This window comes from Pseudomonas sp. NCIMB 10586 (assembly GCF_023127895.1).
Classification (GTDB): Bacteria; Pseudomonadota; Gammaproteobacteria; order Pseudomonadales; family Pseudomonadaceae; genus Aquipseudomonas; species Aquipseudomonas synxantha_A.
Genome location: NZ_SPKQ01000037.1, coordinates 83,134 through 109,212, shown reverse-complemented (window position 1 = coordinate 109,212; position 26,079 = coordinate 83,134). Strand labels below are relative to the sequence as shown.

General features: G+C 61.3%; 24 protein-coding genes. 10 read left to right on the top strand and 14 right to left on the bottom strand.

Annotated features, from left to right (window positions below):
* Positions 1–172 precede the first annotated feature (172 nt).
* Positions 173–1,780, top strand: coding sequence for an alkaline phosphatase family protein (locus tag E4P01_RS13740; RefSeq protein ID WP_216090578.1), 1,608 nt, complete (start codon positions 173–175; stop codon positions 1,778–1,780).
* A gap of 122 nt (positions 1,781–1,902) precedes the next feature.
* Here E4P01_RS13740 and E4P01_RS13735 read toward each other — a convergent pair whose 3' ends face one another.
* A complete protein-coding gene (locus E4P01_RS13735; protein ID WP_216090577.1) occupies positions 1,903–2,808 on the bottom strand; it encodes a TauD/TfdA family dioxygenase in 906 nt (301 codons plus the stop codon).
* Between the two features lie 182 nt (positions 2,809–2,990).
* On the opposite strand from E4P01_RS13735, the gene E4P01_RS13730 reads away from it, so the two are divergent.
* Positions 2,991–3,911 (top strand): LysR family transcriptional regulator, encoded by a 921-nt coding sequence (locus E4P01_RS13730; RefSeq protein WP_216090576.1) that lies wholly within the window; start codon positions 2,991–2,993, stop codon positions 3,909–3,911.
* Between the two features lie 103 nt (positions 3,912–4,014).
* Here E4P01_RS13730 and E4P01_RS13725 read toward each other — a convergent pair whose 3' ends face one another.
* Positions 4,015–5,016, bottom strand: a complete 1,002-nt coding sequence (locus E4P01_RS13725; protein WP_216090575.1) for an ABC transporter substrate-binding protein — start codon at positions 5,014–5,016, stop codon at positions 4,015–4,017.
* A gap of 287 nt (positions 5,017–5,303) precedes the next feature.
* On the opposite strand from E4P01_RS13725, the gene E4P01_RS13720 reads away from it, so the two are divergent.
* A complete protein-coding gene (locus tag E4P01_RS13720; RefSeq protein ID WP_216090574.1) occupies positions 5,304–6,902 on the top strand; it encodes an ABC transporter permease in 1,599 nt (532 codons plus the stop codon).
* On the top strand, positions 6,899–7,714 hold the full coding sequence (locus tag E4P01_RS13715) for an ABC transporter ATP-binding protein (protein ID WP_216090573.1): 816 nt from the start codon (positions 6,899–6,901) through the stop codon (positions 7,712–7,714). Before E4P01_RS13720 ends, E4P01_RS13715 begins: the two co-directional genes overlap by 4 nt.
* Here E4P01_RS13715 and E4P01_RS13710 read toward each other — a convergent pair.
* Entirely contained in the window at positions 7,701–8,771 is a 1,071-nt protein-coding gene (locus tag E4P01_RS13710) for a fatty acid desaturase (RefSeq protein WP_216090572.1), read from the bottom strand. The two genes, E4P01_RS13715 and E4P01_RS13710, sit on opposite strands and share 14 nt — an antisense overlap.
* Before the next feature lie 101 nt (positions 8,772–8,872).
* Between E4P01_RS13710 and E4P01_RS13705 the strand changes: the two genes are divergently transcribed.
* On the top strand, positions 8,873–9,877 hold the full coding sequence (locus E4P01_RS13705) for an AraC family transcriptional regulator (protein WP_216090571.1): 1,005 nt from the start codon (positions 8,873–8,875) through the stop codon (positions 9,875–9,877).
* Between the two features lie 114 nt (positions 9,878–9,991).
* On the opposite strand, the gene E4P01_RS13700 is transcribed toward E4P01_RS13705, so the two are convergent.
* A complete protein-coding gene (locus tag E4P01_RS13700) occupies positions 9,992–10,357 on the bottom strand; it encodes a response regulator (RefSeq protein WP_032878457.1) in 366 nt (121 codons plus the stop codon).
* A 100-nt stretch (positions 10,358–10,457) separates the two neighbouring features.
* Between E4P01_RS13700 and E4P01_RS13695 the strand changes: the two genes are divergently transcribed.
* Positions 10,458–10,931 (top strand): heme-binding protein, encoded by a 474-nt coding sequence (locus tag E4P01_RS13695; protein ID WP_216090570.1) that lies wholly within the window; start codon positions 10,458–10,460, stop codon positions 10,929–10,931.
* A 27-nt stretch (positions 10,932–10,958) separates the two neighbouring features.
* Complete coding sequence (uraH, locus tag E4P01_RS13690; protein ID WP_032878459.1) at positions 10,959–11,369, top strand: hydroxyisourate hydrolase; 411 nt, start codon at positions 10,959–10,961, stop codon at positions 11,367–11,369.
* On the opposite strand, the gene E4P01_RS13685 is transcribed toward uraH, so the two are convergent.
* Positions 11,364–12,050 (bottom strand): Crp/Fnr family transcriptional regulator, encoded by a 687-nt coding sequence (locus tag E4P01_RS13685; protein ID WP_216090569.1) that lies wholly within the window; start codon positions 12,048–12,050, stop codon positions 11,364–11,366. The two genes, uraH and E4P01_RS13685, sit on opposite strands and share 6 nt — an antisense overlap.
* Before the next feature lie 83 nt (positions 12,051–12,133).
* On the opposite strand from E4P01_RS13685, the gene E4P01_RS13680 reads away from it, so the two are divergent.
* A complete protein-coding gene (locus E4P01_RS13680; protein ID WP_032878461.1) occupies positions 12,134–12,661 on the top strand; it encodes an Mpo1-like protein in 528 nt (175 codons plus the stop codon).
* Positions 12,662–12,723: 62 nt separating this feature from the next.
* Here the strand turns inward: E4P01_RS13680 and E4P01_RS13675 are convergent, their stop codons facing one another.
* From E4P01_RS13675 to dibA, 6 genes are all read right to left on the bottom strand, one after another.
* The gene (locus E4P01_RS13675; RefSeq protein ID WP_005783710.1) at positions 12,724–13,704 is read right to left on the bottom strand and encodes a sulfate ABC transporter ATP-binding protein; all 981 of its coding nucleotides are present in this window, start codon (positions 13,702–13,704) and stop codon (positions 12,724–12,726) included.
* A gap of 3 nt (positions 13,705–13,707) precedes the next feature.
* Positions 13,708–14,580, bottom strand: a complete 873-nt coding sequence (gene cysW / locus E4P01_RS13670) for a sulfate ABC transporter permease subunit CysW (protein ID WP_032878463.1) — start codon at positions 14,578–14,580, stop codon at positions 13,708–13,710.
* A gap of 13 nt (positions 14,581–14,593) precedes the next feature.
* Positions 14,594–15,412, bottom strand: a complete 819-nt coding sequence (cysT, locus tag E4P01_RS13665; RefSeq protein ID WP_005783708.1) for a sulfate ABC transporter permease subunit CysT — start codon at positions 15,410–15,412, stop codon at positions 14,594–14,596.
* A 199-nt stretch (positions 15,413–15,611) separates the two neighbouring features.
* Positions 15,612–16,622, bottom strand: coding sequence for a sulfate ABC transporter substrate-binding protein (locus E4P01_RS13660; RefSeq protein WP_078819998.1), 1,011 nt, complete (start codon positions 16,620–16,622; stop codon positions 15,612–15,614).
* 64 nt (positions 16,623–16,686) lie between these two features.
* Positions 16,687–16,869 carry a sulfur starvation response protein OscA gene (oscA, locus tag E4P01_RS13655; protein ID WP_003170956.1) on the bottom strand — a complete coding sequence of 61 codons (183 nt, stop codon included), beginning with the start codon at positions 16,867–16,869 and terminating at the stop codon, positions 16,687–16,689.
* Positions 16,870–17,119: 250 nt separating this feature from the next.
* Positions 17,120–19,033, bottom strand: coding sequence for a phosphodiesterase DibA (gene dibA / locus E4P01_RS13650; RefSeq protein ID WP_078819997.1), 1,914 nt, complete (start codon positions 19,031–19,033; stop codon positions 17,120–17,122).
* 166 nt (positions 19,034–19,199) lie between these two features.
* Here dibA and desA point away from each other — a divergent pair, with 166 nt between their 5' ends.
* Together desA and E4P01_RS13640 are read left to right on the top strand one after the other, a co-directional pair.
* Positions 19,200–20,384, top strand: coding sequence for a delta-9 fatty acid desaturase DesA (gene desA, locus E4P01_RS13645; protein WP_005783697.1), 1,185 nt, complete (start codon positions 19,200–19,202; stop codon positions 20,382–20,384).
* Between the two features lie 188 nt (positions 20,385–20,572).
* Entirely contained in the window at positions 20,573–21,574 is a 1,002-nt protein-coding gene (locus E4P01_RS13640; protein WP_032878465.1) for a sensor domain-containing diguanylate cyclase, read from the top strand.
* Positions 21,575–21,673: 99 nt separating this feature from the next.
* On the opposite strand, the gene E4P01_RS13635 is transcribed toward E4P01_RS13640, so the two are convergent.
* The 3 genes from E4P01_RS13635 to gabD form a co-directional block, all read right to left on the bottom strand.
* Positions 21,674–22,882 (bottom strand): HDOD domain-containing protein, encoded by a 1,209-nt coding sequence (locus E4P01_RS13635; RefSeq protein WP_078819995.1) that lies wholly within the window; start codon positions 22,880–22,882, stop codon positions 21,674–21,676.
* Between the two features lie 118 nt (positions 22,883–23,000).
* Positions 23,001–24,278, bottom strand: coding sequence for a 4-aminobutyrate--2-oxoglutarate transaminase (gabT, locus tag E4P01_RS13630; protein WP_078819994.1), 1,278 nt, complete (start codon positions 24,276–24,278; stop codon positions 23,001–23,003).
* A 178-nt stretch (positions 24,279–24,456) separates the two neighbouring features.
* A complete protein-coding gene (gene gabD / locus E4P01_RS13625; RefSeq protein ID WP_032878469.1) occupies positions 24,457–25,899 on the bottom strand; it encodes an NADP-dependent succinate-semialdehyde dehydrogenase in 1,443 nt (480 codons plus the stop codon).
* Positions 25,900–26,079 lie beyond the last annotated feature (180 nt).

Sequence of the window (26,079 nt, the reverse complement as noted above, 5' to 3'; positions counted from 1 at the left end):
AGCTCGCTCCCACACTTCAAATGCGTTCCAAATGTGGGAGCGAGCTTGCTCGCGAAAGCGCCGGTGGCAACACCCATGCATTCATTGCATGGAACCCAGTCCCCAAATGCACTTGCCAGAGCACCCCTCGAACGGCGAAAAAAACCACCTGTCCTCCGTTCGGTAAATTCCCATGTCTGATCCCAAACCCGTGCGCAATGTGCTCTACATCATGTGCGACCAACTGCGTCGCGATTACCTGTCGTGCTACGGCCATGCCCATCTGCACACGCCGAATATCGACCGCCTGGCCGCTGCCGGTGTGCGTTTCAGCCGTGCCTACACCCAGGGCACGATCTGCGGCCCGTCGCGCATGTCGGCCTATACCGGGCGTTACGTCAGCAGCCATCAGGTGGCATGGAACGCCGTACCGCTGCCGCTGGAAGAGCTGACGATTGGCGACTACCTGCGCCCCCACGGCATCCGCACCGCACTGGTGGGCAAGACCCACGCCACGCCGAACCTGGAGGCGTTGCACCGCCTGCATATCGACCCCGACAGCGCCCAGGCCGAACAGCTCAATGAGGTGGGCTTTGATGCGTACCTGCGCCACGACGGCATCTATCCTGACAGCCCGCTGTTCGACGACAAACGCGAGTCGGCGCCCTACACCCAGTACCTGCGCGAGCAGGGCTACGGTGGTCGCAACCCCTGGCATGACTGGGCCAATGCGGCCCAAGGTGAAGACGGTGAAGTGCTCAGCGGCTGGCACATGCGCAATGCCGGCAAACCTGCGCGGGTGGCCGAACAACATTCGGAGACCGTCTACACCACCGACCGCGCCATCGACTTTATCTGCGAGCAGGGGCAGCAGCCATGGTGCCTGCACCTGTCGTACATCAAGCCGCACTGGCCCTACATCGCCCCGGCGCCGTACCACGCGCTGTATGGCGCCGAGCATATCCAGGCGCCGATTCAACCTGAACACACCAGCGATCACCCGGTGTACCAGGCGTTTCGCCAACACCAGGAGAGCCTGAATTTTTCCAGGGATGAAGTGCGCCTGACGGTGATTCCCACGTACATGGGCCTGATCAAACAGATCGACGATCAACTCGGGCGGCTGTTTGATTTTCTGCAAAGCAACGACCGCTGGGACGACACGCTGATCGTGTTTACCAGCGACCATGGTGACTTCCTCGGCGATCATTACCTCGGCGAAAAAGAGTTTTTGCTGGAGCCCGCCGTGGGCGTGCCATTGATCGTGCGCGACCCGCGAGCCAGTGCCGATATCAGCCGTGGCACCGTGGACGCACGCCTGGTAGAAACCATCGACGCCCTGCCCACTTTCCTCGACGCTCTGGGCCTGCCCGCAGCCGACCATCGCCTCGAAGGCCGCTCGCTGATCCCGCTGTTGCACGGCGAGCAACCCACCTGGCGCCACTACGCCATTGCCGAATACGACTACGCCTTCCAGGCCCCGGCTCGGGAACGCCTGGCGCAGCCCATCGACCGTTGCCGCATGACCATGGTGCGCAGCGAACGCTGGAAGTACCTGGCCTATGACGGCTTTCGCCCGCAGCTGTTCGACCTGGAAAACGACCCGCAGGAAATCCACGACCTGGGCAGCGATCCCGCCTATGCCCAGGTGCGCGAGACTCACTTGGGTTATCTGTTCGAATGGCTGCGTGGGTTGAAGCGGCGTACCACCATCAGCCACACCGAGATCGAAGTGCGCGGGCAATGGTTTCGCTATGGGGAGCCGGAGGCGGAAAAAGTGGTGCAAATTGGGGTCTGGTAAACGCCACAAATCCAATGTGGGAGGGGGCTTGCTCCCGATAGCGGAGTGTCAGTCACAACATCTTTGACTGGCCCACTGCTATCGGGAGCAAGCCCCCTCCCACATTTTAATCTCCAACCGGCTTAAAGACCTTTAGTGGTTTTGCTTGATTGCCCCTGCACACCCACCGGCACATCACCCTTGAGCGTGACCCGGCGTACGACGCGCTCTTGGGTGCCATAGTCGTCTACCGCGTAATGCTGGGTGGCGCGGTTATCCCAGATCGCCACGTCACCGGTATTCCAGCGCCAGCGCACGGTGTTTTCCAGGCGGGTGACGTGGCCTTGCAGCAGGTTGAACAGCTGGGTCGACTCCGCCTGGGAATAGCCTTTCAGGCGCTTGACGAAGTGCCCCAGCAGCAGGGTTTTCTCACCGCTGACCGGGTGCACACGCACCACCGGGTGTTCGGTTTCGTACACTGTCGAAGTGAAGACCTTGCGGTATTCCTCCAGCTTCTCCACCGCCACATCCGGCTTGCGTGCGGCGTAGTCGTATTCGTTGCTGTGCACCGCCCATAGGTGGTCAGCCAACGCACGCAGCTCGACGCTGAGGTCGTTGTAAGCGGCGGCGGTATTGGCCCAGACGGTGTCGCCGCCGGACGCTGGCGCCAGCACCGAACGCAGGATCGAAGCTTTCGGGTAGGCATCGACGAAAGTCACGTCGGTGTGCCAGGAGTTGGCGCGCTGTCCACGGGTGCCATCCAACTCCATCAGAAAGCGCGTACCGTCGCGCACCGGCACCGTAGGGTGTGCAATCGGCTCACCAAGCAGGTGGGCGAAGGCTTCCTGGCTCTGGTCATCAAGGTGGGTTTGCTCGCGGAAGAAGATCACTTTGTACTGCACCAGTGCCTGCTGGATGGCCTCAACGGTGGCGGCATCCAGGTCACCAGACAGTTTGATGCCACGGATCTCGGCGCCGATACGACCGGCCACCGGGTGGATGTCGAGCGCGTGGGCGATGGGTTGAACAGCTAATGCGGCGTTGCTCATTGTGATGACCCTCATGTGCCTGCTGATGGTGGAGATGCTTTCCAGCAACGCTCTATCCATATGCATTTTAGATCTAGCAAATGAATCAATGCTTCGTTGACGGAATAAGAGCTTGCATTTAAAACCTCAGCTTGCTCGGTCGCAAATGCCTTCGACCTATTTTTAAAATGCCGGGAAAGCATATGGATCTTCGCCAACTGCGCTACTTCATCGCCCTTAACGAACACCGCAGTTTCGTGCGTGCGGCGGACGCCATGGGCATCACCCAACCGGCGTTCAGCCGCAGCATCCAGGGGCTGGAACAGGAGTTTGGTTGCCTGCTGGTAGACCGCGGCCACAAGGACCTGCGCCCCACACCGGAAGGTCAGGTGGTGCTGCAACATGCCCTGAGCCTGGTGCATGGCGCAGCGCTGCTGAGCAGTGAAGTGACGCGTATGACCAAGCTCGACGCCGGCGACCTGCGCTTCGGCTGCGGCCCCGCGCCAGCGGTGAAGTTGGTGCCGGATGCGGTGGCGCGATTTATCAACGCCCACCCGAAAATCCGCACGAGTTTCCAGGTGGACAACTGGGAAACCCTCAGCCGCAGCCTGAGCCGTGAAGAGATCGAATTCTTTATCGCCGACATCCGTCAGTTCGAGGCCGACCCGAATTTCCAGACCCGCGCACTGACACCCAAGCGCGGCGTCTTTTTCTGCCGCCCTGGGCACCCGTTGCTGGCCAAGGACAGCCTGTCGACCAACGACATGTTCGACTATCCGCTGGCCGCGCCGCTGATCTCCCAGGGTATTCGCAAACTGCTGGCGAACCTGAGTGGGCGCATGGATTTTTCCCCGAGCATCCAGACCGAGCACTTCCCGGCGCTGGTGAAGATTGTGCTGCAATCCAACGCCATCGGCGTCGGCACCGAGGAAGCGTTCGCCGAGGATGTGGCCAGCGGTTCGCTGGTGCTGCTGCATTGGCGCAACCTGCCGCAGCACATGGATACCCTGAGCGCACGCTGCGGGATCGTCAGCCGCACGGGGTCGCGGTTGTCGCCAGCGGCGAAGGCGATGATCGAGACGTTGGTGGAGGTGGATAGTCAGCAGGTAAGTGTGGCGGTTTGAAGGGCCTCATCGCAGGCAAGCCAGCTCCCACATTGAGCGGTGAACACATTCAAGTGTGGGAGCTGGCTTGCCTGCGATAGCGATAGCCCAGGCACCGACAAGCTCAGAGCCCCGCCGCCACCAAACCCGGCGCCACCCAATCGCTCACCTGAAACGACTTGCGAATCAGCTTCTCCTTCGAGGCCAAATCCACCGCATCCTGCAATTTGCCCAGGAACACCGGGTCCAGGGTCGAGGGGAAAATCTCACTGAGTTTCTGGTCTTTCAAATCATTGGTCAGGATCACCGGCGGGTAACTGGCCAACCCCGACACCAGCGCGATATAGGCCTGCTTGTTGTTGTCATCGGTCAACCACTGCACTGCTTGCTGCTGGGCCTTGAGCAGCTTGGCCACAGCATCTGGGTGTTCGTCGACAAACTTGGCGCTGCCCACCAGCACGGCCTGGATGCTGCCGGCATCGCCCAGGTCCTTGGTGGTCAGCGGTATTTCTGCCAAACCTTTGGCCTGCAACGCCGTGAGAGTGGAGCCGCCCCAGGTTGCGTCAATCTGCTTGGCGGCCAACGCAGCGCTGGCGGCATTGAAGTCCAGGTTGATGACCTTCAGGTCCTTCTCACTCAAGCCCTGGCTGGCCAATGCGCTGTCGAACGACAACTGGCTGGCCGTGCCGCGGAACACCGCCACGCGCTTGCCCTTGAGGTCTTGCAGCGTCTTGATGCCAGAGCCCGGCACCACGCCGAGGTAGTGCTTCACACCACGCGCGGTGGCGCTGAGCAGGCGAGTATCCAGGCCATTGGAGCGGCCGATGATTGCCGCCAGGTCACCCAGATAGGCAAGGTCCACCTGGCCATTGGCGAAGGCTTCATTGATCACAGGGCCCGCGCCCTTGAAGTAATTCCACTGGATCTTGATGCCTTGGTCGGCAAAGGCTTTTTCATAGATTTGCTGTTCACGCAAAACGTCGGTGATGCCGCCGCCACTGTGCTGGCTGCCGGCACTGAGGTCGGGCACGGCGATGCGAATTTCCTTGAGGTCCGCGGCATGTACCAGCCCGGCCAGGGCGGTACCGGCGAACAGACTGATCAGACGTTTGAAGGGCAGTTTCATAAGCGCAGCTCCTGGTGGGCGACGGTCGCCTGGGGAGCAAAAAATAGGCACAGCACGAACAAAACTTTAAATACTATAAATGCACAATTTAATAGCTTTTTGGACTATGCGAGCGAATACACAGGCTCCAGAGCGGTATGCATGAACAGCATCGAAAATATTCTTCGAATGCATTGGATGCGTGGGGAGCTGAGGCTTTAAATGATTTCTCTTATCTCGCAATCATCTTGATTACGTTTTTATAAGATCGAAATCACATAATGCATTTGGCGACACGGAGGTCTTCCATGGCCCGGATTTCACTTTTGAGCCTACCTCTGCCGGCCCCGTCCAACGGCAGAGTGCCGCGTTGGCCGCAGCTGAGTCAGCGCCTGTTGCCGTGGCTGCTGCCGTTCACGTTGTTTGCCCTATGGTGGTTGGCCAGTCGCAATCACTGGATGAGCGAACAGATTCTGCCCGCCCCCACCCTGGTGTGGAGCAGCGCAGTGGAGTTGGCCGGTGGCGAGTTATGGAGCCATCTTGCGATCAGCTTGCAGCGCCTGTTCTGGGGCCTGCTGGCCGGTATCGGCGTGGGCGCGATACTCGGCGCAGTCCTGGGTTTCAGCGCCCGCGCCGAGCGTTTGGTATTCCCCACGTTCAGCGCGCTGTCGCAGGTCCCGACCTTGGCGTGGATTCCGCTGTTCATGGTGTTTTTCGGCATTGGCGAAACCTTGAAACTGGTGGTGCTGGTCAAGGCCATTGTGGTGCCCGTAACCCTGCACACCTTGGTGGGCGTGCGCGACGCCCAACCCAACCTGCGCGAAGCCGCCCGCGTGTTGCGCCTGCCCACCCACTTGCTGATCCGCCGCCTGATCCTGCCCGCTGCGCTACCAGCGTTCATGGCCGGGGTACGCCTGGCCCTGGCGGCGGGCTGGACATCGTTGCTGGCCGTGGAGTTGCTGGCCTCCAGCGAAGGCATCGGCTACCTGATGGTGTGGGCGCGCCAGTTGTTCATGCTCGATATTGTCTTTGTGTGCATCGTGGTCATCGGTGTGCTGGGCGTAGTGATGGACCGCGGCATCGGTTGGCTGGATCGCAAGTGGGTGTACTGGCCCCATCCGGCTACAGCGCAGATCCGCCGCGGGCCACGCTATGAAGGCTGGCAACGCTTGCAACCGTGGCTGCTGCCGCTGCTGTTGCTGGCGCTGTGGCAGCTGGCGACGCAACAGGGCTGGGTCGACCCGAATATTCTGGTCAGCCCCTGGGCGGTGCTGCAAACCACCATGGCCGGTGTGCTGGATGGCAGCCTGAGCGCGGCTTTAGGCAAAAGCCTCGGCCGGGCCGTGGGTGGCTTGCTGCTCGGCGGCAGCCTGGGCTTTGCCGTGGGCTTGTGGCTGGGGCTGTCGCGGCGCAGTGAGCGGGTACTCGGCCCGACCCTGGCCGCGCTGCGCCAGATCGCGATTTTCGCCTGGGTGCCGCTGCTCACCGCCTGGTTCGGCCTGGGTGAACTGGCCAAGTGGGTGTTTATTGCCCTCGCCGCGTTCTTCCCGTTATTCATCGCCACTCAGCGCAGCGTGCTCAACCTGTCGCCGCAACTGCGCGAAGCCGCGCAAGTGCTGCGCCTGAGCCTGTGGCAACGTCTGCGTCGCCTGGTACTGCCGGGCGCAGCGGCGGGTATTTTCGCCGGCCTGCGCCTGAGCCTGATCTACGCCTGGATGGGCACCATCGGCGCGGAATATTTCATGCCTTCGGACGGCGGCATCGGCAGCCTGATGATCGGCGCCCAACAGTTGCTGCGCATGGACCTGATCATGAGCGGAATGCTCCTGGTCGGCCTCACCGGCGGCGCCCTCAACCTGATCGGCCAACGCATCGAAACCCGTGCCACCCGCTGGAGACACGCATGAACGCACCAATTGTCAGCTTCAACCATGTGGGCAAAAGCTTCGACGTCGACGGCTTCGAACTGGAAGCCATCCGCGAATTCAACCTGCAGATTGCCGAAGGGGAATTTGTCGCGATTGTCGGCGCCAGCGGTTGCGGCAAGTCCACCCTGCTGCGTCTGCTGGTGGGGCTCGACACGCAATATCGCGGCGAGATCCAGGTTGATGGCAAGGCCGTCAGCGGTATCAGTGGCGAGCGCGGCATCGTGTTCCAGGAGCACCGCCTGTTTCCCTGGCTGACCGTGGCGCAGAACATCGGCCTGGGCCTGGTCAACGAGCCGCTGAACGAGGCCGAGCGCAACCGGCGCATCCGTGACTTTATCGAGCTGGTGGGCCTCACTGACTTCACTCGCGCCTACCCGCATCAACTTTCCGGCGGCATGGCGCAACGGGTGGCGATCGCTCGTGGCCTGGTGGCCAGCCCGCGCATCCTGTTGCTGGACGAACCGTTCGGCGCCCTGGATGCACTCACTCGCCAGCAGATGCAGGACGAACTCCTGGCAATTCGCGCCCGCGCCAGGATCACCACGGTACTGGTCACCCACGACGTGGAAGAGGCGATTTTCCTCGCCGATCGCGTAGTGGTGATGGAGCCCCGGCCCGGGCGCATCAAGCAGATGGTGGACATCGCCCTGCCCCATCCGCGCCAGCGCAGCAGCTTTGAATTCCACCAACTGCGCGAAGAACTGCTGCATGAATTGATCAGTGATGACCACTACCAGCCGCCGGTGCGCGAACACATCCGCGACCTGCCCCTGGCGTTCATCGCTTGCTGAAAGCGAGTTTGACGTCCGGCTGCTCCTGGCGCTCAAACCGATTGGCCCGGGCGAAGGTGCCGAAATCATTGAAGCGCACGCCCATCTGGGCCATGACCTTATGCGCCACCTTGACGGTCATCTGGCGAATGTAGAACGGCTCCTTCACCACAAAGTGATGGATGCCATGGGTGCTGCCGAAGTTGAAGCAGAACGCCTGCAACGGCCACAGCCACCAGGGGTTCAATACCTGGGTCTGCTGGATCACGTTGCCCAGTTCCACATCGCCGTAGTAGTGCATGTTGGAGCTGACAAAGTGCAGGCAGAACGTACGCAATACGTTGGGGCCGATGATCACCACTGCAGCGATGTCGATCACCTGCATCATCTGCAAGGTGCCGGCCGACCACATGATCGGCGCGCCCAACAGGCTGGCGATGCCGTTGGCGGCATGAAAGCCCAGGAAGACGTACCAGGCGCCCCAATGCAGCAGTGCCAGCGGGGCATACACCAGCACCACGCGCTTGAGGATGCTGAGCTTGTGTGCCCAGGTCTTGGCCCGCAGCATTCGGATCAAGGCCGACATCATGTTGTCGCCCACCATCAGCAAGCGCGCAACCCCCCAGGGCTCGCCGTTGGTAATGGCGCGCTCTTCCATATCGGTCTCCGTGCCGGAGACCTTGTGATGGTTGAGGTGCAAATGCCGGCGTATCCACGGGTTGATCGTGCTTGGCCGTGCCAGCCATACCAGGCCCATCATCAGGTTGTGGGGCAGGCGCTGCTTGCGAAAGTACATGCTGTGGATCAGGTCGTGCTCTAACTCGTGGGTCAGTGAAGCAAAGAACGCATTGAGCAGCAGGCACGCCCACCAGGCCAGGTGACCGCTGATATAGAGCGCCGCCGAGCCGAGCATGCCCAACAAGGCAAACGCCAGGATGCCCGCGCCCAGGGCGTCCTGATGCAGCAGCCAGGGATGGCGCTGGCGCAATCGGGCGCCCTCGGCCAGCACCACCTCACGGATATGCGCTGAACGTTGTTGTGCGTTCATCTGTTGGGGACTTGCAGAAGTACCGTCCATGCTTCCATCCTCTTGTACATTGATGTGTCCATCCTGCCCTAAGCGATCGGGCAGGACGCTAGCCCCGGACGCCAACCTGTTGACCGCAAGCGCCAATCGCCATGACCGAACCCACTTCCCTCGCCAGTTGGACCCGCGCCCTGCGCAAGCAGCTCGACGCCCTGGGCCTGAACAGCGCCACGCTGTGCGCCGAGGCCGGACTCGACCCGCAGCAGATGGACGACCCCAACGCACGCTATCCGTTGTCGGCCACCACGCGCCTCTGGCAACTGGCGGTGCAGGCCAGCGGTGATCCGGCGATTGGCTTGCGGGTGTCGCGGTTCGTCAGCCCCACCACCTTTCACGCCCTCGGTTATGCCCTGGTGGCCAGCGGCAGCTTGCGCGAGGTGTTCGAGCGCATCGTGCGCTATCACCAGGTGGTCAGTGACGCCCTGAGCCTGGAGCTGACCCGCCATGGCGACGCGTATCACTTTCGCCTGCTCCAACCCCAAGGCAGCCCCGCGCCGGCGCCGGAGGCCATCGACGCCTTCGTGGCGATCTATGTGCGCACTTGCCGCAACCGCCTGGGGCGTGACTACGCGCCGTTGGCCGTTTATCTAATGCGCCCGGAACCCGCCGACCCCACGCCGTGGCATACGGTCTTCCGCTCGCCGGTGTTTTTTGCCGCCGAGGAAGATCGCCTGGAGTTCGCTGCCCACGACTTCGACAGCCATCTTGACGACGCCAATCCGGAATTGGCCGAACACAATGAAACCGTGCTCAAGCGCACCCTCGCCCACCTGCAACCGCTGACCTGGGAGCGCAAGGTGCGCGCCGTGATCGAGGCGCAATTGCCCGATGGCGAGCCGAGTGCCGAACGCGTTGCCCAGGCCTTGCACCTGAGCTTGCGCAGCTTGCAGCGCCACTTGGCGGATGAAGGCTGTCGGTTTGATGCGCTACTCAATGAGTGCAGGCAGAACCTGGCGTTGCTGCACCTGAGGGATCCGCAGTGTTCGTTGGCCGAGATCAGCCATTTGCTCGGGTTTGCCGATACCAGCAGTTTCAACCGGGCGTTCAAGCGCTGGACGGGGATGACGCCCGGGCAATTTCGGGAGGGATTGCGGTAGGAGGATTTTCAGTGGCTGTGATGGCCTCATCGGGGGCAAGCCCCCTCCCACACTGAACTGTGAACGCGGTCAAATGTGGGAGGGGGCTTGCTCCCGATAGCGGTCGCCAGGCAATCAGCGCCCACGATCCCGGCGCAATACTTTCCTCACCCGCGCCACCAACACCTTGGCGTCAAACGGCTTTAGCAGGTAATCATCCTCGTGCAGCTCCAACCCCCGCAACCGGTCTTCAATCCCGCCAGGCGTGGTCAAAAACAAAATCGGCGTTTTGCCGCGTTGGCGAATCGCCTGCTGCAATTTCCAGGCGTTCAAGCCCGGCAGCATCACATCCAGAATCACCAGCTCGTACACAGTGCTTTCCACAAACCGCTGCGCCGCCATGCCGTTGGCCGCAACTTCCACAGAGAAGCCGGCCTCGCTCAGGCCCTGGGCCATAAGCTGCGCCAGTTGCGGCTGGTCTTCCACTAACAACACCTGCATGTCTTACCTCTGGGTTTGATTACAAACCTGTCATCCAATTGTGCGGCTTTTGTCCGCGTCCACTGGCTACCGTGAGCACCTGCCTCCTGGAGCCACAAACATGTATCGCACCGCTTTGTTCTTGAGCCTCGCTGTGACCACCGCTGCACAGGCAACGCCACCACTGCCACGCCATGCCGAGCTGGATTTGCACACTGCGCGCCAACTGGCCGACGCCAGCCTGGCCCACTGCACGGCCGCGCTGACGGTATTGGACCGCGGTGGCAATTTGCTGGTGGCCCTGCGGGCGGACGGTGTCGGCCCGCACAACAGCTTCGCCAGCCAACGCAAGGCATACACGGCGCTGTCGACCAAAACCCCAACCCGGCTGTTTGCCGAGCGTGCGCGTAACAACCCTGAAGCCGCCAACCTTAACAGCTTGCCCGAGTTGCTGTTGCTCGGCGGCGGCGTGCCGCTGTTTGCCGAGGCTGAGCTGGTCGGCGCGCTGGGCATCGCCGGTGCCGGCGGCGCTGCGCAGGACGAAGCCTGCGCCGTACAGGCTGCCGAGCAACTGGGCTTGAAAATCACCCCCTGACTTGACCCCTTCCAAAAGGACTTCCCCATGAAAACCCTAAGCACGACCCTTGCCGCCCTCAGCCTGAGCGGCCTGTGCAACCTGGCCCTGGCCGCCGGCAACCCGCTGAGCGTACACGTGCTCAACCTGGAAAACGGCCTGCCATCGGCCGGTGTCAGCGTCACCCTGGAACAGCATGTGGGCGATCAGTGGCAATCACTGTCCCAGGGCGTGACCAATCAACAGGGACGCATCGCCGAACTGTTCCCCGCCGACCAGAGCATGAAGCCGGGCGAGTACCGTGTGGTGTTCAAGACCGGCGATTACTACAAGAAGGCCAACCGCGAGACGTTCTTCCCCGAGGTGCCGGTGATTTTCCAGGTCAAGCAGGTCGACCAGCACTACCACATCCCGCTGTTGCTCAGCCCTTACGGCTTCTCCACCTATCGTGGTTCATAGGCCCGCGGCAAGGCGCAGCCCGGCGAGGTCCAGTATCTCGATGGCGCCGTAGCTCAAACCAATGATGCCCTGTTGCTCCAGCGCCTTGAGCAGACTGTTGATGGTCTGGCGCGACAGGCCCAGCATCGCCGCCAGATCCTCCTGAGGCAGTTGCAACATGCGGCGCGCCTGCTCTATTTCGCCGTAACCCTGGGCGATCATCAGCAACCGATGGGCCAGACGCTTTGAGGCGGGCATCAGGCTTATCTGCTCAATGTTGATCAAAGACAGGCGCAGTTTATGGCTCATCAACAGCGCCATATCGCGCCAGAACACCGGATGCTGTTCGAGAATGGCGAGGATGGCCGCCTGCGGTACCTGCAACAGCGTGCAGGCTCCCGTGGCGAGGGCATCGTGGGTGCGTGGCAGGTTGTCGAACAGGCAGATCTCGCCGAACCAGTGAGGGGTTTCCACCAGGCTCAATACCGCTTCCTTGCCTTGGGCGCTGACGGCACTGATGCGCACCGCCCCTTCCAGCACCGCATACAGGCCACACGGCGGGTCGCCGCGTTTGAACAGGAACTGCCCCGTTGCCAGTACGCGCAACCGCGCCGCCCCCAGCAGGCTACGCTGAAAGTCTGGCGGCAAGTGGCTGAACCACTGACCGCGAACCAATTGCGCGTGCCATTTGCCTGTGTCCATGGGAACTCCGAAGATTGTCGCCCAATTGACAGTTAGGCACCGACTGACAGGGCATGATCAAACATCCTACAGGAGGAACAACAATGAAAAGCCTCGTCGACCACCTCAGTCAATACGCCGCCTACCACCGCGACCCGCGCAATATTGTCAGTCACTTTATCGGTATCCCATTGATAGTGGTTGCCGTGGCTGTGCTGCTGTCACGCCCCGAGTGGACGGTGGGTGGCCTTTGGGTCTCGCCAGCGGTGCTCCTGGCGTTGTTCTCGGCGTGGTTCTACCTGCGCCTGGAACTGGCCCTGGGCGCGCTGATGACGGTGTTGATGGGTCTGTCGGTATGGGCTGGGCATGTATTGGCGGCACAGAGCACGATGGTATGGCTGAGCAGTGGCGTGGGTATGTTTGTGGTGGGCTGGGTGATTCAGTTTGTCGGGCACTACTACGAAGGCAAGAAACCCGCGTTTGTGGACGATGTGTCGGGGCTGATCGTGGGGCCGTTGTTTGTGGTGGCGGAGTTGGCGTTTTTGCTGGGGTTGCGGCAGGACCTGCAAAAGCAGATTGAACAACGTTCAGGCCCGGTGGGACGCCGCGATCTCAAGCCAAGTGAAGTCTAAATGTGGGAGGGGCGGTGCGACGATTCGACTTGCCCCCTCCCACATTGGGTTCTGTATTGAGCTTAAGCTTTTTGCCAGACCTTGGGTTTGAAGAACAGGGTCTCGCCACGGGCCAGCCCGGTGAGGCTGTCGTGGTCTTTCACCACCTCAGCCTCGATCAGCTCGCTTTGCCCTTCCACCTTCAAGGTCACGCGAGTCGTTGCGCCCAGCGGACGAATATCGCGTACCTCGGCCGCATGGTGATCTTCCAGTTCATGCCGCGACAACGACACTTCGTGGGGGCGGAACAGCAGGTGCTTGTCTTCGCCCAAATGCAGGCGGTTCGAATCACCCAGGAAGTGATAAACAAAATCGCTTGCCGGGTTTTCGTAGACATCCCCCGGTGAGCCGATCTGCTCGATCACGCCCTTGTTCATCACCACGATGCGGTCGGCGACTTCCATGGCCTCTTCCTGGTCGTGGGTCACAAACACCGAGGTCAGGTTGATGTCTTCGTGCAGGCGCGCCAGCCAGCGGCGCAGCTCTTTACGCACCTTGGCATCAAGGGCGCCGAAGGGCTCGTCCAGCAGCAGCACTTTAGGCTCCACCGCCAGCGCGCGGGCCAGGGCGATACGCTGGCGCTGGCCACCGGAGAGTTGTTCCGGGTAGCGGTCGGACAACCAATCGAGTTGCACCATGTTGAGCAGCTCATGGACCTTGGCCGCGATCTGGCTTTCATTCGGGCGCTGGTTTTTCGGCTTCATGCGCAGGCCGAAGGCGACGTTGTCGAACACGGTCATGTGGCGGAACAAGGCGTAGTGCTGGAACACAAAGCCAACATTGCGATCCCGCACATCGTGGCCGGACACGTCTTCGCCGTGGAACACGATGCTGCCGGCATCCGGGGTTTCCAGGCCGGCGATGATGCGCAGCAAGGTGGTCTTGCCGCAGCCGGACGGGCCCAGCAACGCCACCAGCTCGCCACTCTGGATATCCAGGTTGATGCTGTCCAGGGCCTTGAAGGCGTTGAAGTTCTTGCTGACATTACGGACTTCGATCGACATGACTTATTCCTCACCGGCGCTGTTGCGCAGGCGGTTGATTCGGTTCTCGCTCCACTGCTTGAGCAGCAGGATGAAGAGCGCCAGGATCAGCAACAGGCTGGCCACCGCAAACGCGGCAACATGGTTGTATTCGTTGTAGAGGATCTCGACGTGCAGCGGCAGGGTGTTGGTGACGCCGCGAATGTGCCCGGACACCACCGACACCGCGCCGAACTCGCCCATGGCCCGCGCCGTGCACAGCACCACGCCGTAGATCAGGCCCCATTTGATGTTCGGCACGGTGACATGCCAGAACATCTGCCAGCCATTGGCGCCCAGCAGGCGCGCGGCCTCTTCTTCCTGAGTGCCTTGCTCCTGCATCAGCGGGATCAGCTCACGGGCCACGAACGGCACAGTAACGAAGATGGTCGCCAGCACGATGCCGGGCAAGGCGAACACGATCTGGATGTCATGGTCCTGCAACCATGGGCCGAAGAAGCCCTGGGCGCCGAACATCAGCACGTAGACCAGGCCCGCAATCACCGGTGAAACCGAGAACGGCAGGTCGATCAACGTGACCAGGATGCTTTTGCCACGGAACGAATACTTGCTTACGCACCAGGCCGCGCTGACCCCGAACACCAGGTTGAGCGGCACCGAAATCAACACGGCGATCACCGTGAGTTTCAGCGCCGACAGCGCGTCCGGCTCAAGGATCGCGGTGAAGAACGAACCCAGGCCATTCTTCAGGCCCTGGGACACCACGATCACCAGCGGCAACAGCAGGAACAGGGCGAACACCAGCCAGCCAAGGCCGATCAGGATACGTCGCGACGTCGCGCTGCCACGGCGGGCAGCGTTGGCCGAGGACGCGGCGGAAATAGACGATTGGGACATGTTCCGCGCCTCCTTATGGACGTTCGATGCGCCGCTGCAACAAGTTGATCAGCAGCAGCAAGACAAAGGAAACCACCAGCATCAGCACACCAATGGAGGTGGCGCCGCGGTAGTCGTATTGGTCCAGCTTGACCATGATCAGCAACGGCAGGATTTCGGTTTTCATCGGCATGTTGCCGGCGATGAAGATCACCGAACCGTACTCACCCACGCCACGGGCGAAGGCCAACGCGAACCCGGTCAGCCAGGCAGGCAACAATGCCGGCACGAGGATATGGCGGAACACCTGCAGTGGCTTGGCGCCCAGGCAAGCGGCGGCCTCTTCGACTTCCCGGGGGATATCGGCCAGTACCGGCTGCACCGTGCGCACCACGAAGGGCAAGGTCACGAAGGTCAGCGCCAGGGTGATGCCCAAGGGGGTATAGGCGATCTTGAAGCCCAGGTCGGTTGCGAACTGGCCGACCAGGCCGTTAGGCGCATACAGCGCGGTCAAGGCAATACCGGCGACGGCGGTGGGCAAGGCGAACGGCAGGTCGATCATCGCATCGATGATCTTGCGGCCGGGGAAGGTGTAACGCACCAACACCCAGGCCAGCAGCGTGCCGATCACGCCGTTGATCAGCGCGGCGTACAGCGCGGTGCTGAAGCTCAGCTTTAACGCCGCCAGCACGCGAGGTGCGGAGATGATGTTCCAGAACTGATCCCAGGTGAGTTGGGCGGCGTGTACAAACATCGCCGCCAGCGGGATGAGCACGATCAGGCTGAGGTACACGACGGTGTAGCCCAGCGTCAGCCCGAAGCCGGGTATGACGGGGGAAATACGACGCGACATAAGAGTCCTTGGTTAAAGGGTAGACACCACTGTAGGAGCGCGCTTTTTGTGGCAGCTGGCTTTTCTGTGGGAGCCGGGCTTGCCCGCGATGCAGGCACCTCGGTGTATCAGCCACACCACGGTGATGCTATCGCAGGCAAGCCAGCTCCCACACAAGCCCAGTTCCTACAGAAAGTCAGGCCCCTACAGTTACTTTGGCTTACTGCGCCGTGTAGATCTGGTCGAACACGCCACCGTCGTTAAAGAATTTCGGTTGGGCAGTTTTCCAGCCGCCGAAATCTTTGTCGATAGTCACCAGGTCCAGTTTCGGGAACTGCTGGGCGTATTTGGCGGCTACTTTCGCATCGCGTGGGCGGTAGAAGTTTTTCGCCGCAATCTCCTGGCCGGCCGGGCTGTACAGGTGTTTGAGGTATTCGGTGGCGATCTCGGCATTGCCTTTTTTCTCGGCGTTCTTGTCGACCACAGCCACCGGCGGCTCCGCCAGGATCGACAGGGACGGCACGACAATGTCGAACTTGTCGGCGCCGCCGTCTTCTTTCAAGGCCAGGAACGCCTCGTTTTCCCAGGCCAGCAATACGTCACCCTGACCGTTGTTGACGAAGGTAATGGTAGAACCCCGGGCGCCGGTGTCCAGTACCGGGACGTGCTTGAACAGCTCTTTCACGTACTCCTGAGCCTTGGCTTCGCTGCCTCCGGCCTTGAGGCCATAGGCCCAGGCAGCAAGGAAGTTCCAGCGCGCCCCGCCGGAGGTTTTCGGGTTGGGCGTGATCACCGACACGTCTTTCTTGATCAGGTCGCCCCAATCCTTGATGCCTTTAGGGTTGCCCTTGCGCACCAGGAACACGATGGTCGAGGTGTACGGGGTGCTGGCGTCCGGCAGACGCGTCTGCCAGTTTTCCGGCAGGGTCTTGCCCAGCTTGGCGACTTCATCGATGTCACCGGCCAGGGCCAGGGTCACCACGTCGGCGCGCAGGCCGTCGATCACTGCTCGTGCCTGCTTGCCCGAGCCGCCGTGGGACTGCTGGATCTTGACGTTGTCGCCGGGGTGAGACTGCTTCCAGAAGTTGGTGAACTCTGCGTTGTAGTCCTGGTACAGCTCACGGGTCGGATCGTACGAGACATTGAGCAACTCGTAGTCCTTGGCAACAGCGGAACCGGCAAACACGGCACTGGCCAGCGCGGCCAAGGCATAACGGCGAATCGACGACATAGAAGCTCCTGAAATTCTTGAGTGTTGGCTTTTCTTATAGTTGCGGGTCTATCGCCGTTCTTGCTCAGCTCGGTTTGTTACCCGGGTTCTGCAGACGGAATTTTTCCTTGCGCTCGATCTGTACCACTTGGGCGTTGTGCACAGTGATTTCCACCGCGCCAAAGCGCAGATCGCGCAAGGCGCTCTGGATCTCACGCAAAATGGCTGCTTCGTCCTGGCCGTCGACGCTACGTAGAGATGCGCTCATGGTCTCGCTCCTGAAATGAATAGTGCCTGGCAGTGACGACACTGCTTGCGGCGTGAGGGCGATAGTAGATAAGCGTGGATATTCTTAAAAATACTATTTAAGAATGTTTATATAACCAGAAAGAATTTTCTGATAGGGCGCGGGGTTGCGTGTGGATTTTCTGCTCAGATGCTGAAGTTAAGGCCTGATGTGATCCAAATGTGGGAGGGTCGGGGCGGTCGCACCGCCCCTCCCACAGTTTGACCGTGTTTCAAGGTCGGATGGCGGGGGCTCGTGACCAATCAATCTCCTGGGCCGGCATCGGTCGTCCAAACCAATACCCCTGGCCCATATCGCACTCCTGACCCAACAGGAACCGCGCCTGTTCCACCTGCTCGATTCCTTCGGCATGTACCTGCATCCCCATGCTTTTGGCCAGGGCGATGACCACGCGCACGATCGCAGCGTCGTCTTCGTCCCACGGCAGACCGGCGACGAAGCCTTGGTCGATCTTCAGCTTCTGCACCGGCAGGCGCTTGAGGCGCAACAGCGAAGAGTAGCCGGTGCCGAAATCGTCGATGGCCAGGCGCAAGCCCAGTTCGCGCAGACGGTGCAGTTGCTCCAGAGCCACTTCGGGGTCGTCCATCACTGCGCTTTCGGTGACTTCCAGCTCAAGAAACGCCGGGTCCAGGCCCGTGTCGTGCAGCACCTGAGCCACTTGTTCATAGAGTTCACGCCGGGCAAACAGGCGGCTGGAGACGTTGACGGCGATAAAGCCCAACGGCGCGCCGTCCGCCAGCCATTGGCACATCTGCCGGCACGCCTGGTCCATCACCCACGCGTCGATATCGGCAATCAACCCGGTGCGTTCGGCGATGGGGATGAATTCGCCAGGGGGCACCAGGCCGCGCTCCGGATGCTGCCAGCGCACCAGCGCTTCAACGCCCACCAAACGGCTGTCGGGCAGGTTATGCACCGGCTGGTAGTAGACGCGCAGTTCCTGCTGGTCGAGGGCACGGCGCAGTTCGCTGGCGATCTCCACGCGATTTTGCGCGTGAGCGGTCAGCTCTTCGGTGTACAGGGCATAGCCCTCGCGGCCGGCGCTCTTGGCCTTGAACAACGCGGAGTCGGCGTTGCGCAGCAATTGCTCGGCGCTCAAGGCATCGCTGGGGAACAGGCTGATGCCGATACTGGCGCTGATAAACAATTGATTACCGTCAAAAACAAACGGGTCTTTCATGGCATTGAGCATGCGCTGCGCCAAGGCAGCGGCCTGGATCACCTGTGGACAACTTTCCGCCAGCACAGCGAACTCGTCGCCGCCCAGCCGCGCGAGTGTGACCCCAGGCCCGAACAGGCCCTTGAGACGGTCAGCCACCAGCTTGAGCAACTGGTCTCCAACATTGTGGCCCAGGCTGTCATTGATGATCTTGAAGTGGTCCAGGTCCATCAACAGCAGGGCACAGCCACGCTTGTGCACTTGCGCCGAGGCCAGGGCCTGCTCGGTACGATCGGTGAATAAAAGGCGGTTGGGCAGGTCGGTGAGCGGGTCGTGATGGGCCAGGTGCGCCAGTTCGTGTTCGGAGTCCTTGATGGCGCTGATGTCCGAGAACACCGCGACGTAATGGCTGATATGGCCCCGCTCATCGCGAATCACACGGATGGTTTGCCACTGTGGATACACCTCGCCGCTTTTGCGGCGGTTCCAGATTTCGCCGCTCCATTCGCCTTCGCGTTCCAGGGTCTGAAACATCTGTTGATAGAAAGCCGACGAATGGCGCCCGGACTTGAACAGGCTGGGCGGCTGGCCCATGACGTCGTCCCGGCGGTAGCCGGTAATCTCCATGAATGCCCGGTTGACGTGCACGATCAGGCCCTGGGCATCGGTGACCAATACACCTTCGCGGGTGCAATCGAACACGGCTGCCGCCTGTTGCAGGCGTACGCGGTTTTCTTGCAGGGGCAGCTGCAGTTGGTGGGCGCGGGCGAAACGTACGCCCATCAGGTATATAGCCAGCGCACTCAGGGCTACCCAGACGTAGCCGCGAAGTTGCAGCCAATGCGCCAGCGCCCCCGGTTCATCAATAAAGTTGATCAATAATTGGTGGCTGAGTCTGAGCCATACAACGGAAATCAGCAGGTATACCAGCCCCGCACGTAGGGCTCCTCGGTATGAAAACAGCATATGGTCAGTAATCCTTACCAAAAAAACAGAATCGCCCTACGAAGGCTGGGGATTATAGAATAAGAAACATCCAGTCACTCCTATCTGAAAGAGCGGCTGGTTTTCTCTGTAGGCTTAGTGATAATGCGTGAGCTGTTCTTTTCTTTATCTGAGGGCCATACAGCCTATGTGGTACAACGGTTTTCTTGACCTGTCAGCCTGGCAACTGGTGGCAGTCACGCTGTTGATGACCCACGTGACCATTATTGGGGTCACTGTCTATCTGCACCGTTATTCGGCCCATCGCTCCCTTGAGCTCAATGCCGGCCTGAAACACTTCTTCCGCTTCTGGCTGTGGCTGACCACGGCGCAGAACACCCGCGAGTGGACCGCCATCCACCGCAAGCACCACGCCAAATGCGAAACCGTCGATGACCCGCACAGCCCGGTGATCAAGGGCCTGTCCACCGTGCTGCGCAAAGGCGCCGAGCTGTACCGTGCCGAGGCGGAAAACCCCGAGACCCTGCGCATCTACGGCAAGAACTGCCCGGACGACTGGATCGAACGCAAGCTCTACACGCGCTACCCGCTGTTGGGCGTGGCGCTCATGGGCGTGATCGACCTGCTGCTGTTCGGCACCATCGGTATCACCATCTGGGCGATCCAGATGATGTGGATTCCGTTCTGGGCCGCCGGCGTGATCAATGGCCTGGGCCATGCCGTGGGCTATCGCAACTTCGAATGCCGTGACGCCGCCACCAACCTGGTGCCGTGGGGCATCATCGTCGGCGGCGAAGAGCTGCATAACAACCACCACACCTACCCCAACTCGGCCAAGCTGTCGGTGAAGAAGTGGGAGTTCGACCTGGGCTGGGCCTGGATCAAGGTGTTCAGCTTCCTGCGCCTGGCCAAGGTGCAGCGTGTTGCCCCCATCGCCCACCGCGTCGAAGGCAAGGGCAGCCTGGACATGGACACCGCCATGGCGATCCTCAACAACCGCTTCCAGATCATGGCCCAATACCGCAAGTTGGTGATCGGCCCGCTGGTCAAGCAGGAGTTGGAGAAGGTCGATCACTCGGTACGTCACCAGTTCCACCGTGCCAAGCGCCTGTTGTCACGGGAAACCAGCTTGCTGGATGACCGTCACCACTTGCGCATCCAAAGCATGTTGGAGCACAGCCATGCGCTGACCGTGATCTATGAAAAGCGTCTGGCGCTCCAGCAGATCTGGCTCAAGACCAGCACCAATGGCCACGATATGCTGGCCGCGATCAAGGAATGGGTGCACGAAGCCGAGGCCAGTGGCATTCAATCCCTGCGCGACTTTGCCCACCAGTTGAAGACCTACTCGCTGCGCCCTGCGGCGGTCTGACGGTACTGTGGGAGGGCTTGCCCTCCCACACACTGGCTTTTTGGCGCCATTTTCCGGGCACCGTCAATCCACGCCGATCACGGAACTTCACTGCAAATCCCCTCTCTCAAAGAACACTTCGCCATCATGGTGACCCCTTGTAGTGACCGCTGCTCCATCCTGCGGCGCGCCCAGAGAGAGTTGTACCGATGGTTCACGAAAAGCCCTGCCTGCCCGATGTGCCCACTGCCGAGCCGCCGCGTCCGGCTGCGGCGGCGACCCTGTTGGCGCTGATGCATGCCCAGGGCGAAGTGGAGCGGCTGAGTGAGCGCGAGCAGTTGCTCAGTTCGCTGTTGGTCAGCGTGAACGCCGTGCTCTGGGCCATCGATTGGGCAACCCGTCGCGTGCTGTATGTGAGCCCAGCCTACGAGCGCATATTCGGTCGTTCGGCCGGTTTGCTGTTGGCCGACCACCGCGAATGGCGCAACAGCGTTCACCCCGAAGACCTCGATTACGCCGAACACAGCCTGGCCCGCGTGCTGGAACAAGGCGCCGTGGAAGACCGCGAGTACCGCATCATCACCGCCGACGGGCAAATCCGCTGGCTGAGTGACAAGTGCTACATCAACCAGCAGGTGGTGCCCGGTGAACCGCTGATTGTGGTTGGCATGGCCGAAGACATCACCGAAAAGAAGCTGCTGGAGCTGGAACTGCAACGTCTGGCCACCACCGACGTGCTGACCCAAAGCAGCAACCGCCGGTATTTTTTCGAATGCGCCAACCAGGCGTTCGACAACGCCTGCGTTCAGGGCACACCGCTGGCGTTCCTGTTGCTGGACATCGATGACTTCAAGGACGTCAACGACACCTACGGCCACCTGGAGGGCGATCAGGTGCTGCGGCGCATCGCTGAGAGTGGTCGGGGGGTATTGCGCCGTGGCGACCTGTTCGGGCGCATTGGCGGCGAAGAATTCGCCGCTGTGCTGCCCGGTTGCGCGCCAGAAATGGCCCTGCAAGTAGCCGAACGGCTGGGCAAGGAGATCCAGGCCTTGTTGTTCAGCTATGAAGGGCGCGAGTTCAGCGTGACCGTCAGCCAGGGCCTGGCCAGCTTGCGTGAAGATGACTCCACCCTCGACAGCCTGTTCGCCCGGGCGGATGCAGCGATGTATGAGGCAAAACGCCAAGGCAAGAACCGCGTTATAGCCGGTTAATACCGATCAACTGTGGGAGCTGGCTTGCCTGCGATGGCGTCTTGGCTGACCCACCGCTATCGCAGGCAAGCCAGCTCCCACAATTGATCGGTGTGTGTTTCAGGTTTTGCGTACTCGCGTCAGTTCGGACAAGCCCACCTTTAGCAGCCGTGCGGTCTTGCTGCCGGCCAGCTCTTGCAGCCCTTCGTGCTCGGTCAACCGCGCCATCTGCGTCGCCAGGTTCACCACCAAGGCTTCGCGTGAATACACACCGCCTTCCAGTGAATAGGTGGCCGCGATCAATTGGCGCAATTCCAACGGCAAGCGCCAACGCGTGCGCAACGCCGAACCGTAGGCGGCGCCAAAGGCGTCGAGGGATTCGCCTATGGCTTCGTCATCCAGGGCGCCGCCGCCCTGGCGCCAGTCCTCCAGGCAGCGCAACAAGGCCAGGTCGCCCAACCGATGCAGGATGCAGGCGCTGTAGCAGCGCTGGTGATCCAGTTCCAACATGCGTGCCAGGCGCCGGGCGTACTCGGCGCTGTCCTCGGACAACTGCCAGTGCCGCTCGGCGTAGGCCACCAGCCCAGGGTCACCCAGCACCACGTTGTGCTTGAGCGCAAGGCCCAGGATGAGGTTCATGCTTTGCCCGGGGACCAGCTTGTTCAGGGCTGCGTGCAGGGTCTGCACCGGCGTGCCGTGATACCCGGCACTGTTGGCGGCAGCGATCAGCACAGCGGTGATTTGCGGGTCCATGCGCACCTGATCTTCAAGCTGCTGCAGGTCCACGCCCTCGGGGCCCAGGCTGCGATGCACCGCCGCTTTCACGTCCACACGCAACGGTGCGCCATCGCAGACCTCTCGGCGCTGCTCCAGGAATGCTGGCAAGGTCATTCCCGGTGCCAGCGCCGGGATCTCGCAATACACGCTTTCGCCTTCGTTAAGCAGCAGGTCTTGCAGGCGCTGGGTCAGGCTCTCCATGTTCAGCGGGCGGGTCAGGTAGGCCGTGGGCGCCAGGGGCAAGGCTTCGCGTACGCTGGCGCTGTCGTTGCGACTGCTCAGCAGAATAAATGGCAATGCGGGGGAGCGGCGCTGCTGGCGCACACTGCGCAGCAGGCTCAGACCATCGACGCCTGCAAGCTCCCAATCCGCCAGGATCAGGTCATAGCTTTTCTCACGCAACAGCGCAGCAGCGTGGTCACCATCTGCGCACACATCCAGCCGCGCGTCACAACGCACATTCAACAACACTTGCTTGAGCAGGTCCCGCGACCAGGGGTCCGCCTCGGCAATCAACACTCGGGGTACAGCAGGTAAATCAACAGCAGTCATCCAGCACGCTCCATCGGCAATGCTTGCACCTTAGACAATGCCGCCGCGTGCGTACAATGAAGCAGGCACAAAAAAACCGCCGAAGCGGTTTTTTTGCTTTTCGTAGAAGCGGGGCGTGTCAGAGTTCGGAGAAACACTCTTCGATAATCGCCAGACCCTTGTCCAACTGCTCGTCCGGCGAGGTCAGCGGCACCAGTACGCGCAACACGTTGCCGTAAGTACCACAGGACAGCAGGATCAAGCCCTTGTCACGCGCCTTGGCCACCACGGAGGCAACGGCGGCAGCGTTTGGCTTGTGGGTGTCGCCGTCTTCGAACAGCTCGACCGCGATCATCGCGCCCAGGGCACGCACTTCGCCGATCACCGGGTACTTGGCCTGGATGGCCTTGAGGCCGGTCACCAGGCGCTCGCCGACAGCCTTGCAGCGGTCCAGCAGGTGCTCTTCTTCGAACACTTCCATCACCGCAAGGGCTGCCGCACAGGCAATCGGGCTACCGGCATAGGTACCGCCCAGGCCGCCTGGGGCAATGGCGTCCATGTATTCGGCCTTGCCGCACACACCGGCCAGTGGGAAGCCGCCAGCGATGGATTTGGCGAAGGTGGTCAGGTCGGCGGCAACGCCCATCTGTTCCATGGCGAAGAAGGTACCGGTACGGCCGGCACCAGTTTGCACTTCGTCGGCGATCAGCAGGATGCCGTGCTTGTCGCACAGTTCGCGCAGGCGCTGCATGAAGGCTTTCGGCGCGACGTAGAAACCGCCTTCGCCCTGTACCGGTTCGATGATGATTGCAGCGATATCACGTGGCTCGGCATCGTTCTTGAAGATGCGTTCGATGCTGGCGATCGAGTCATCGACGCTCACACCGTGCAGTTCGTTCGGGTACAGCGCCCGGAACACGCCACCTGGCATCAGGCCCATGCCCGCCGAGTACGGCACGACCTTACCGGTCAGGCCCAGGGTCATCATGGTGCGGCCGTGGTAAGCGCCAGTGAAGGCGATCACACCAGCACGGCCCGTGGCGGCGCGGGCGATCTTCACCGCGTTTTCCACCGCTTCGGAACCGGTGGTGACCAGCAGGGTTTTCTTGGCGAAATTACCCGGCACCTTGGCGGCGACTTTTTCGCACACTTCGACGTAGGGCTCGTAGGCCAATACCTGGAAGCAGGTGTGGGTCAGCTTGTTCAACTGCTCGGTCACGGCCGCGATGATTTTGGGGTGCACGTGGCCGGTGTTCAGCACGGCGATACCGCCGGCGAAGTCGATGAACTCGCGACCTTCAACGTCGGTCACGGTGGCGTTCTTCGCAGAGTCGGCGAAGATCGGGTGAATCTGGCCAACACCGCGCGGTACAGCGGCTTCGCGGCGTTTCATCAGGGAAGCGTTGGTCTTGCTCATAAAGTCCTCATTCGCCACTCATCGGGTGGCGTGGTCCAAGGCATACGTGGCGGGGAGGCAACTACGGCAGCATTCGATGATCGACTGCCCCAGCTTTCCCGGCCACTACGAATTACGATGTGAAACACGCAAAGGGACAGCGCTCTCGTGCCCTCTGCGTTTACTGCAATCCCGCGCCTTAGATACCCAGGCAGAGGTATTTGATTTCCAGGTAATCCTCGATCCCGTACTTGGAGCCTTCACGGCCCAGGCCCGACGCCTTGATGCCGCCGAACGGTGCCACTTCGTTGGAGATCAACCCGGTGTTGACGCCGACCATGCCGTACTCCAGGGCCTCGGCCACACGGAACACACGGCCCAGGTCACGGGCGTAGAAGTAAGAGGCCAGGCCGAACTCGGTGTCGTTGGCCATCGCGATAACGTCGGCTTCATCTTTGAAGCGGAACAGCGGCGCCAGCGGGCCGAAGGTTTCTTCCTTGGCCACGGCGGCGTCTTTGGAGACGTTGGTGAGGATGGTCGGCTCAAAGAAGTTGCCTTCCATCGCCTTGCCACCGGCCAGCAGCGTGGCGCCTTTGCTCAGGGCATCCGCGATATGTTCCTGAACCTTGGCCACGGCTTTTTCGTCGATCAGCGGGCCCGTGGTGGTGCCTTCTTCCAGACCGTTACCGATCTTCAATTTGGTCACCGCCACCTTGAGCTTTTCAGCGAAGGCGTCGTACACCGAATCCTGAATGTACAGACGGTTGGCGCACACGCAGGTCTGGCCGTTGTTGCGGTACTTGGAGATGATCGCGCCTTCGACGGCCTTATCCAGGTCAGCGTCGTCGAACACGATGAACGGCGCGTTACCGCCCAGCTCCAGGGAGACTTTCTTGATGTCCTTGGCGCATTCGGCCATCAACTGGCGACCAATTTCGGTCGAGCCGGTGAAGGACAATTTACGCACGATCGGGTTGCTGGTCAGCTCGCCGCCGATATCGCCGGCGCTGCCGGTGACTACGCTGAGCACGCCTTTGGGGATACCGGCGCGGTGCGCCAGCTCAACCAGGGCCAGGGCCGAGAACGGCGTTTGCGAGGCCGGCTTGATCACCATGGTGCAACCGGCGGCCAGGGCCGGGCCGGCTTTGCGGGTGATCATCGCCGCAGGGAAGTTCCACGGGGTGATGGCTGCGGTCACGCCGATAGGCTGCTTGATCACGATCAGGCGCTTGTCGGGCTGGTGGCCGGGGATCACGTCACCGTAGATGCGCTTGGCTTCTTCGGCGAACCACTCGATAAAGGAGGCGGCGTAGACGATTTCGCCCTTGGCTTCGGCCAGTGGCTTGCCTTGTTCGAGGGTCATCAGGCGGCCGAGGTCGTCCTGGTTTTCGATCAACAGTTCAAACCAGCGGCGCAGCTTGTTGGCGCGCTCCTTGGCGGTGAGTGCACGCCAGGCCGGCAGCGCCTTGTCGGCGGCTTCGATGGCGCGGCGGGTTTCCGCGGCGCCCATCTTCGGCACGGTGCCGAGAATCTCGCCCGTGGCGGGGTTGTTGACCTTGATGGTCTGACCGTTGTCCGCATCGACCCAAGCGCCATCGATAAAGGCTTGCTGGCGGAACAATTGGGTATCTTTGAGCTGCATGTCGGCTTTCCTTAACAGCACCGCGCGCACGCGGAGCGAATTAGAGTTGTTGAAAGGCGCCTTGTGGGCTGCCGTCAGGGAAATCAGCCCCAGCGCGCAGAAGAAATGAAAGTGCGCACGGGAGACAGAGCGTTTGAAATCTCAAACGAATCCTAGGATCAATGGGGGTACAGGGCAATA

Bases quoted from the DNA above. Each gene is read 5' to 3' on its own strand.
- E4P01_RS13660 (WP_078819998.1), bottom strand. From the start codon at position 16,622: ATGTCGTCGATTCGCCGTTATGCCTTGGCCGCGCTGGCCAGTGCCGTG.
- E4P01_RS13700 (WP_032878457.1), bottom strand. From the start codon at position 10,357: ATGCAGGTGTTGTTAGTGGAAGACCAGCCGCAACTGGCGCAGCTTATG.
- E4P01_RS13710 (WP_216090572.1), bottom strand. From the start codon at position 8,771: ATGGACGGTACTTCTGCAAGTCCCCAACAGATGAACGCACAACAACGT.
- E4P01_RS13635 (WP_078819995.1), bottom strand. From the start codon at position 22,882: ATGACTGCTGTTGATTTACCTGCTGTACCCCGAGTGTTGATTGCCGAG.
- E4P01_RS13680 (WP_032878461.1), top strand. From the start codon at position 12,134: ATGAAAAGCCTCGTCGACCACCTCAGTCAATACGCCGCCTACCACCGC.
- gabD (WP_032878469.1), bottom strand. From the start codon at position 25,899: ATGCAGCTCAAAGATACCCAATTGTTCCGCCAGCAAGCCTTTATCGAT.
- oscA (WP_003170956.1), bottom strand. From the start codon at position 16,869: ATGAGCGCATCTCTACGTAGCGTCGACGGCCAGGACGAAGCAGCCATT.
- uraH (WP_032878459.1), top strand. From the start codon at position 10,959: ATGAAAACCCTAAGCACGACCCTTGCCGCCCTCAGCCTGAGCGGCCTG.
- dibA (WP_078819997.1), bottom strand. From the start codon at position 19,033: ATGCTGTTTTCATACCGAGGAGCCCTACGTGCGGGGCTGGTATACCTG.
- E4P01_RS13720 (WP_216090574.1), top strand. From the start codon at position 5,304: ATGGCCCGGATTTCACTTTTGAGCCTACCTCTGCCGGCCCCGTCCAAC.
- gabT (WP_078819994.1), bottom strand. From the start codon at position 24,278: ATGAGCAAGACCAACGCTTCCCTGATGAAACGCCGCGAAGCCGCTGTA.
- E4P01_RS13740 (WP_216090578.1), top strand. From the start codon at position 173: ATGTCTGATCCCAAACCCGTGCGCAATGTGCTCTACATCATGTGCGAC.
- E4P01_RS13705 (WP_216090571.1), top strand. From the start codon at position 8,873: ATGACCGAACCCACTTCCCTCGCCAGTTGGACCCGCGCCCTGCGCAAG.
- E4P01_RS13735 (WP_216090577.1), bottom strand. From the start codon at position 2,808: ATGAGCAACGCCGCATTAGCTGTTCAACCCATCGCCCACGCGCTCGAC.
- cysT (WP_005783708.1), bottom strand. From the start codon at position 15,412: ATGTCGCGTCGTATTTCCCCCGTCATACCCGGCTTCGGGCTGACGCTG.
- E4P01_RS13715 (WP_216090573.1), top strand. From the start codon at position 6,899: ATGAACGCACCAATTGTCAGCTTCAACCATGTGGGCAAAAGCTTCGAC.
- E4P01_RS13695 (WP_216090570.1), top strand. From the start codon at position 10,458: ATGTATCGCACCGCTTTGTTCTTGAGCCTCGCTGTGACCACCGCTGCA.
- E4P01_RS13730 (WP_216090576.1), top strand. From the start codon at position 2,991: ATGGATCTTCGCCAACTGCGCTACTTCATCGCCCTTAACGAACACCGC.
- cysW (WP_032878463.1), bottom strand. From the start codon at position 14,580: ATGTCCCAATCGTCTATTTCCGCCGCGTCCTCGGCCAACGCTGCCCGC.
- E4P01_RS13685 (WP_216090569.1), bottom strand. From the start codon at position 12,050: ATGGACACAGGCAAATGGCACGCGCAATTGGTTCGCGGTCAGTGGTTC.
- E4P01_RS13675 (WP_005783710.1), bottom strand. From the start codon at position 13,704: ATGTCGATCGAAGTCCGTAATGTCAGCAAGAACTTCAACGCCTTCAAG.
- E4P01_RS13725 (WP_216090575.1), bottom strand. From the start codon at position 5,016: ATGAAACTGCCCTTCAAACGTCTGATCAGTCTGTTCGCCGGTACCGCC.
- E4P01_RS13640 (WP_032878465.1), top strand. From the start codon at position 20,573: ATGGTTCACGAAAAGCCCTGCCTGCCCGATGTGCCCACTGCCGAGCCG.
- desA (WP_005783697.1), top strand. From the start codon at position 19,200: ATGTGGTACAACGGTTTTCTTGACCTGTCAGCCTGGCAACTGGTGGCA.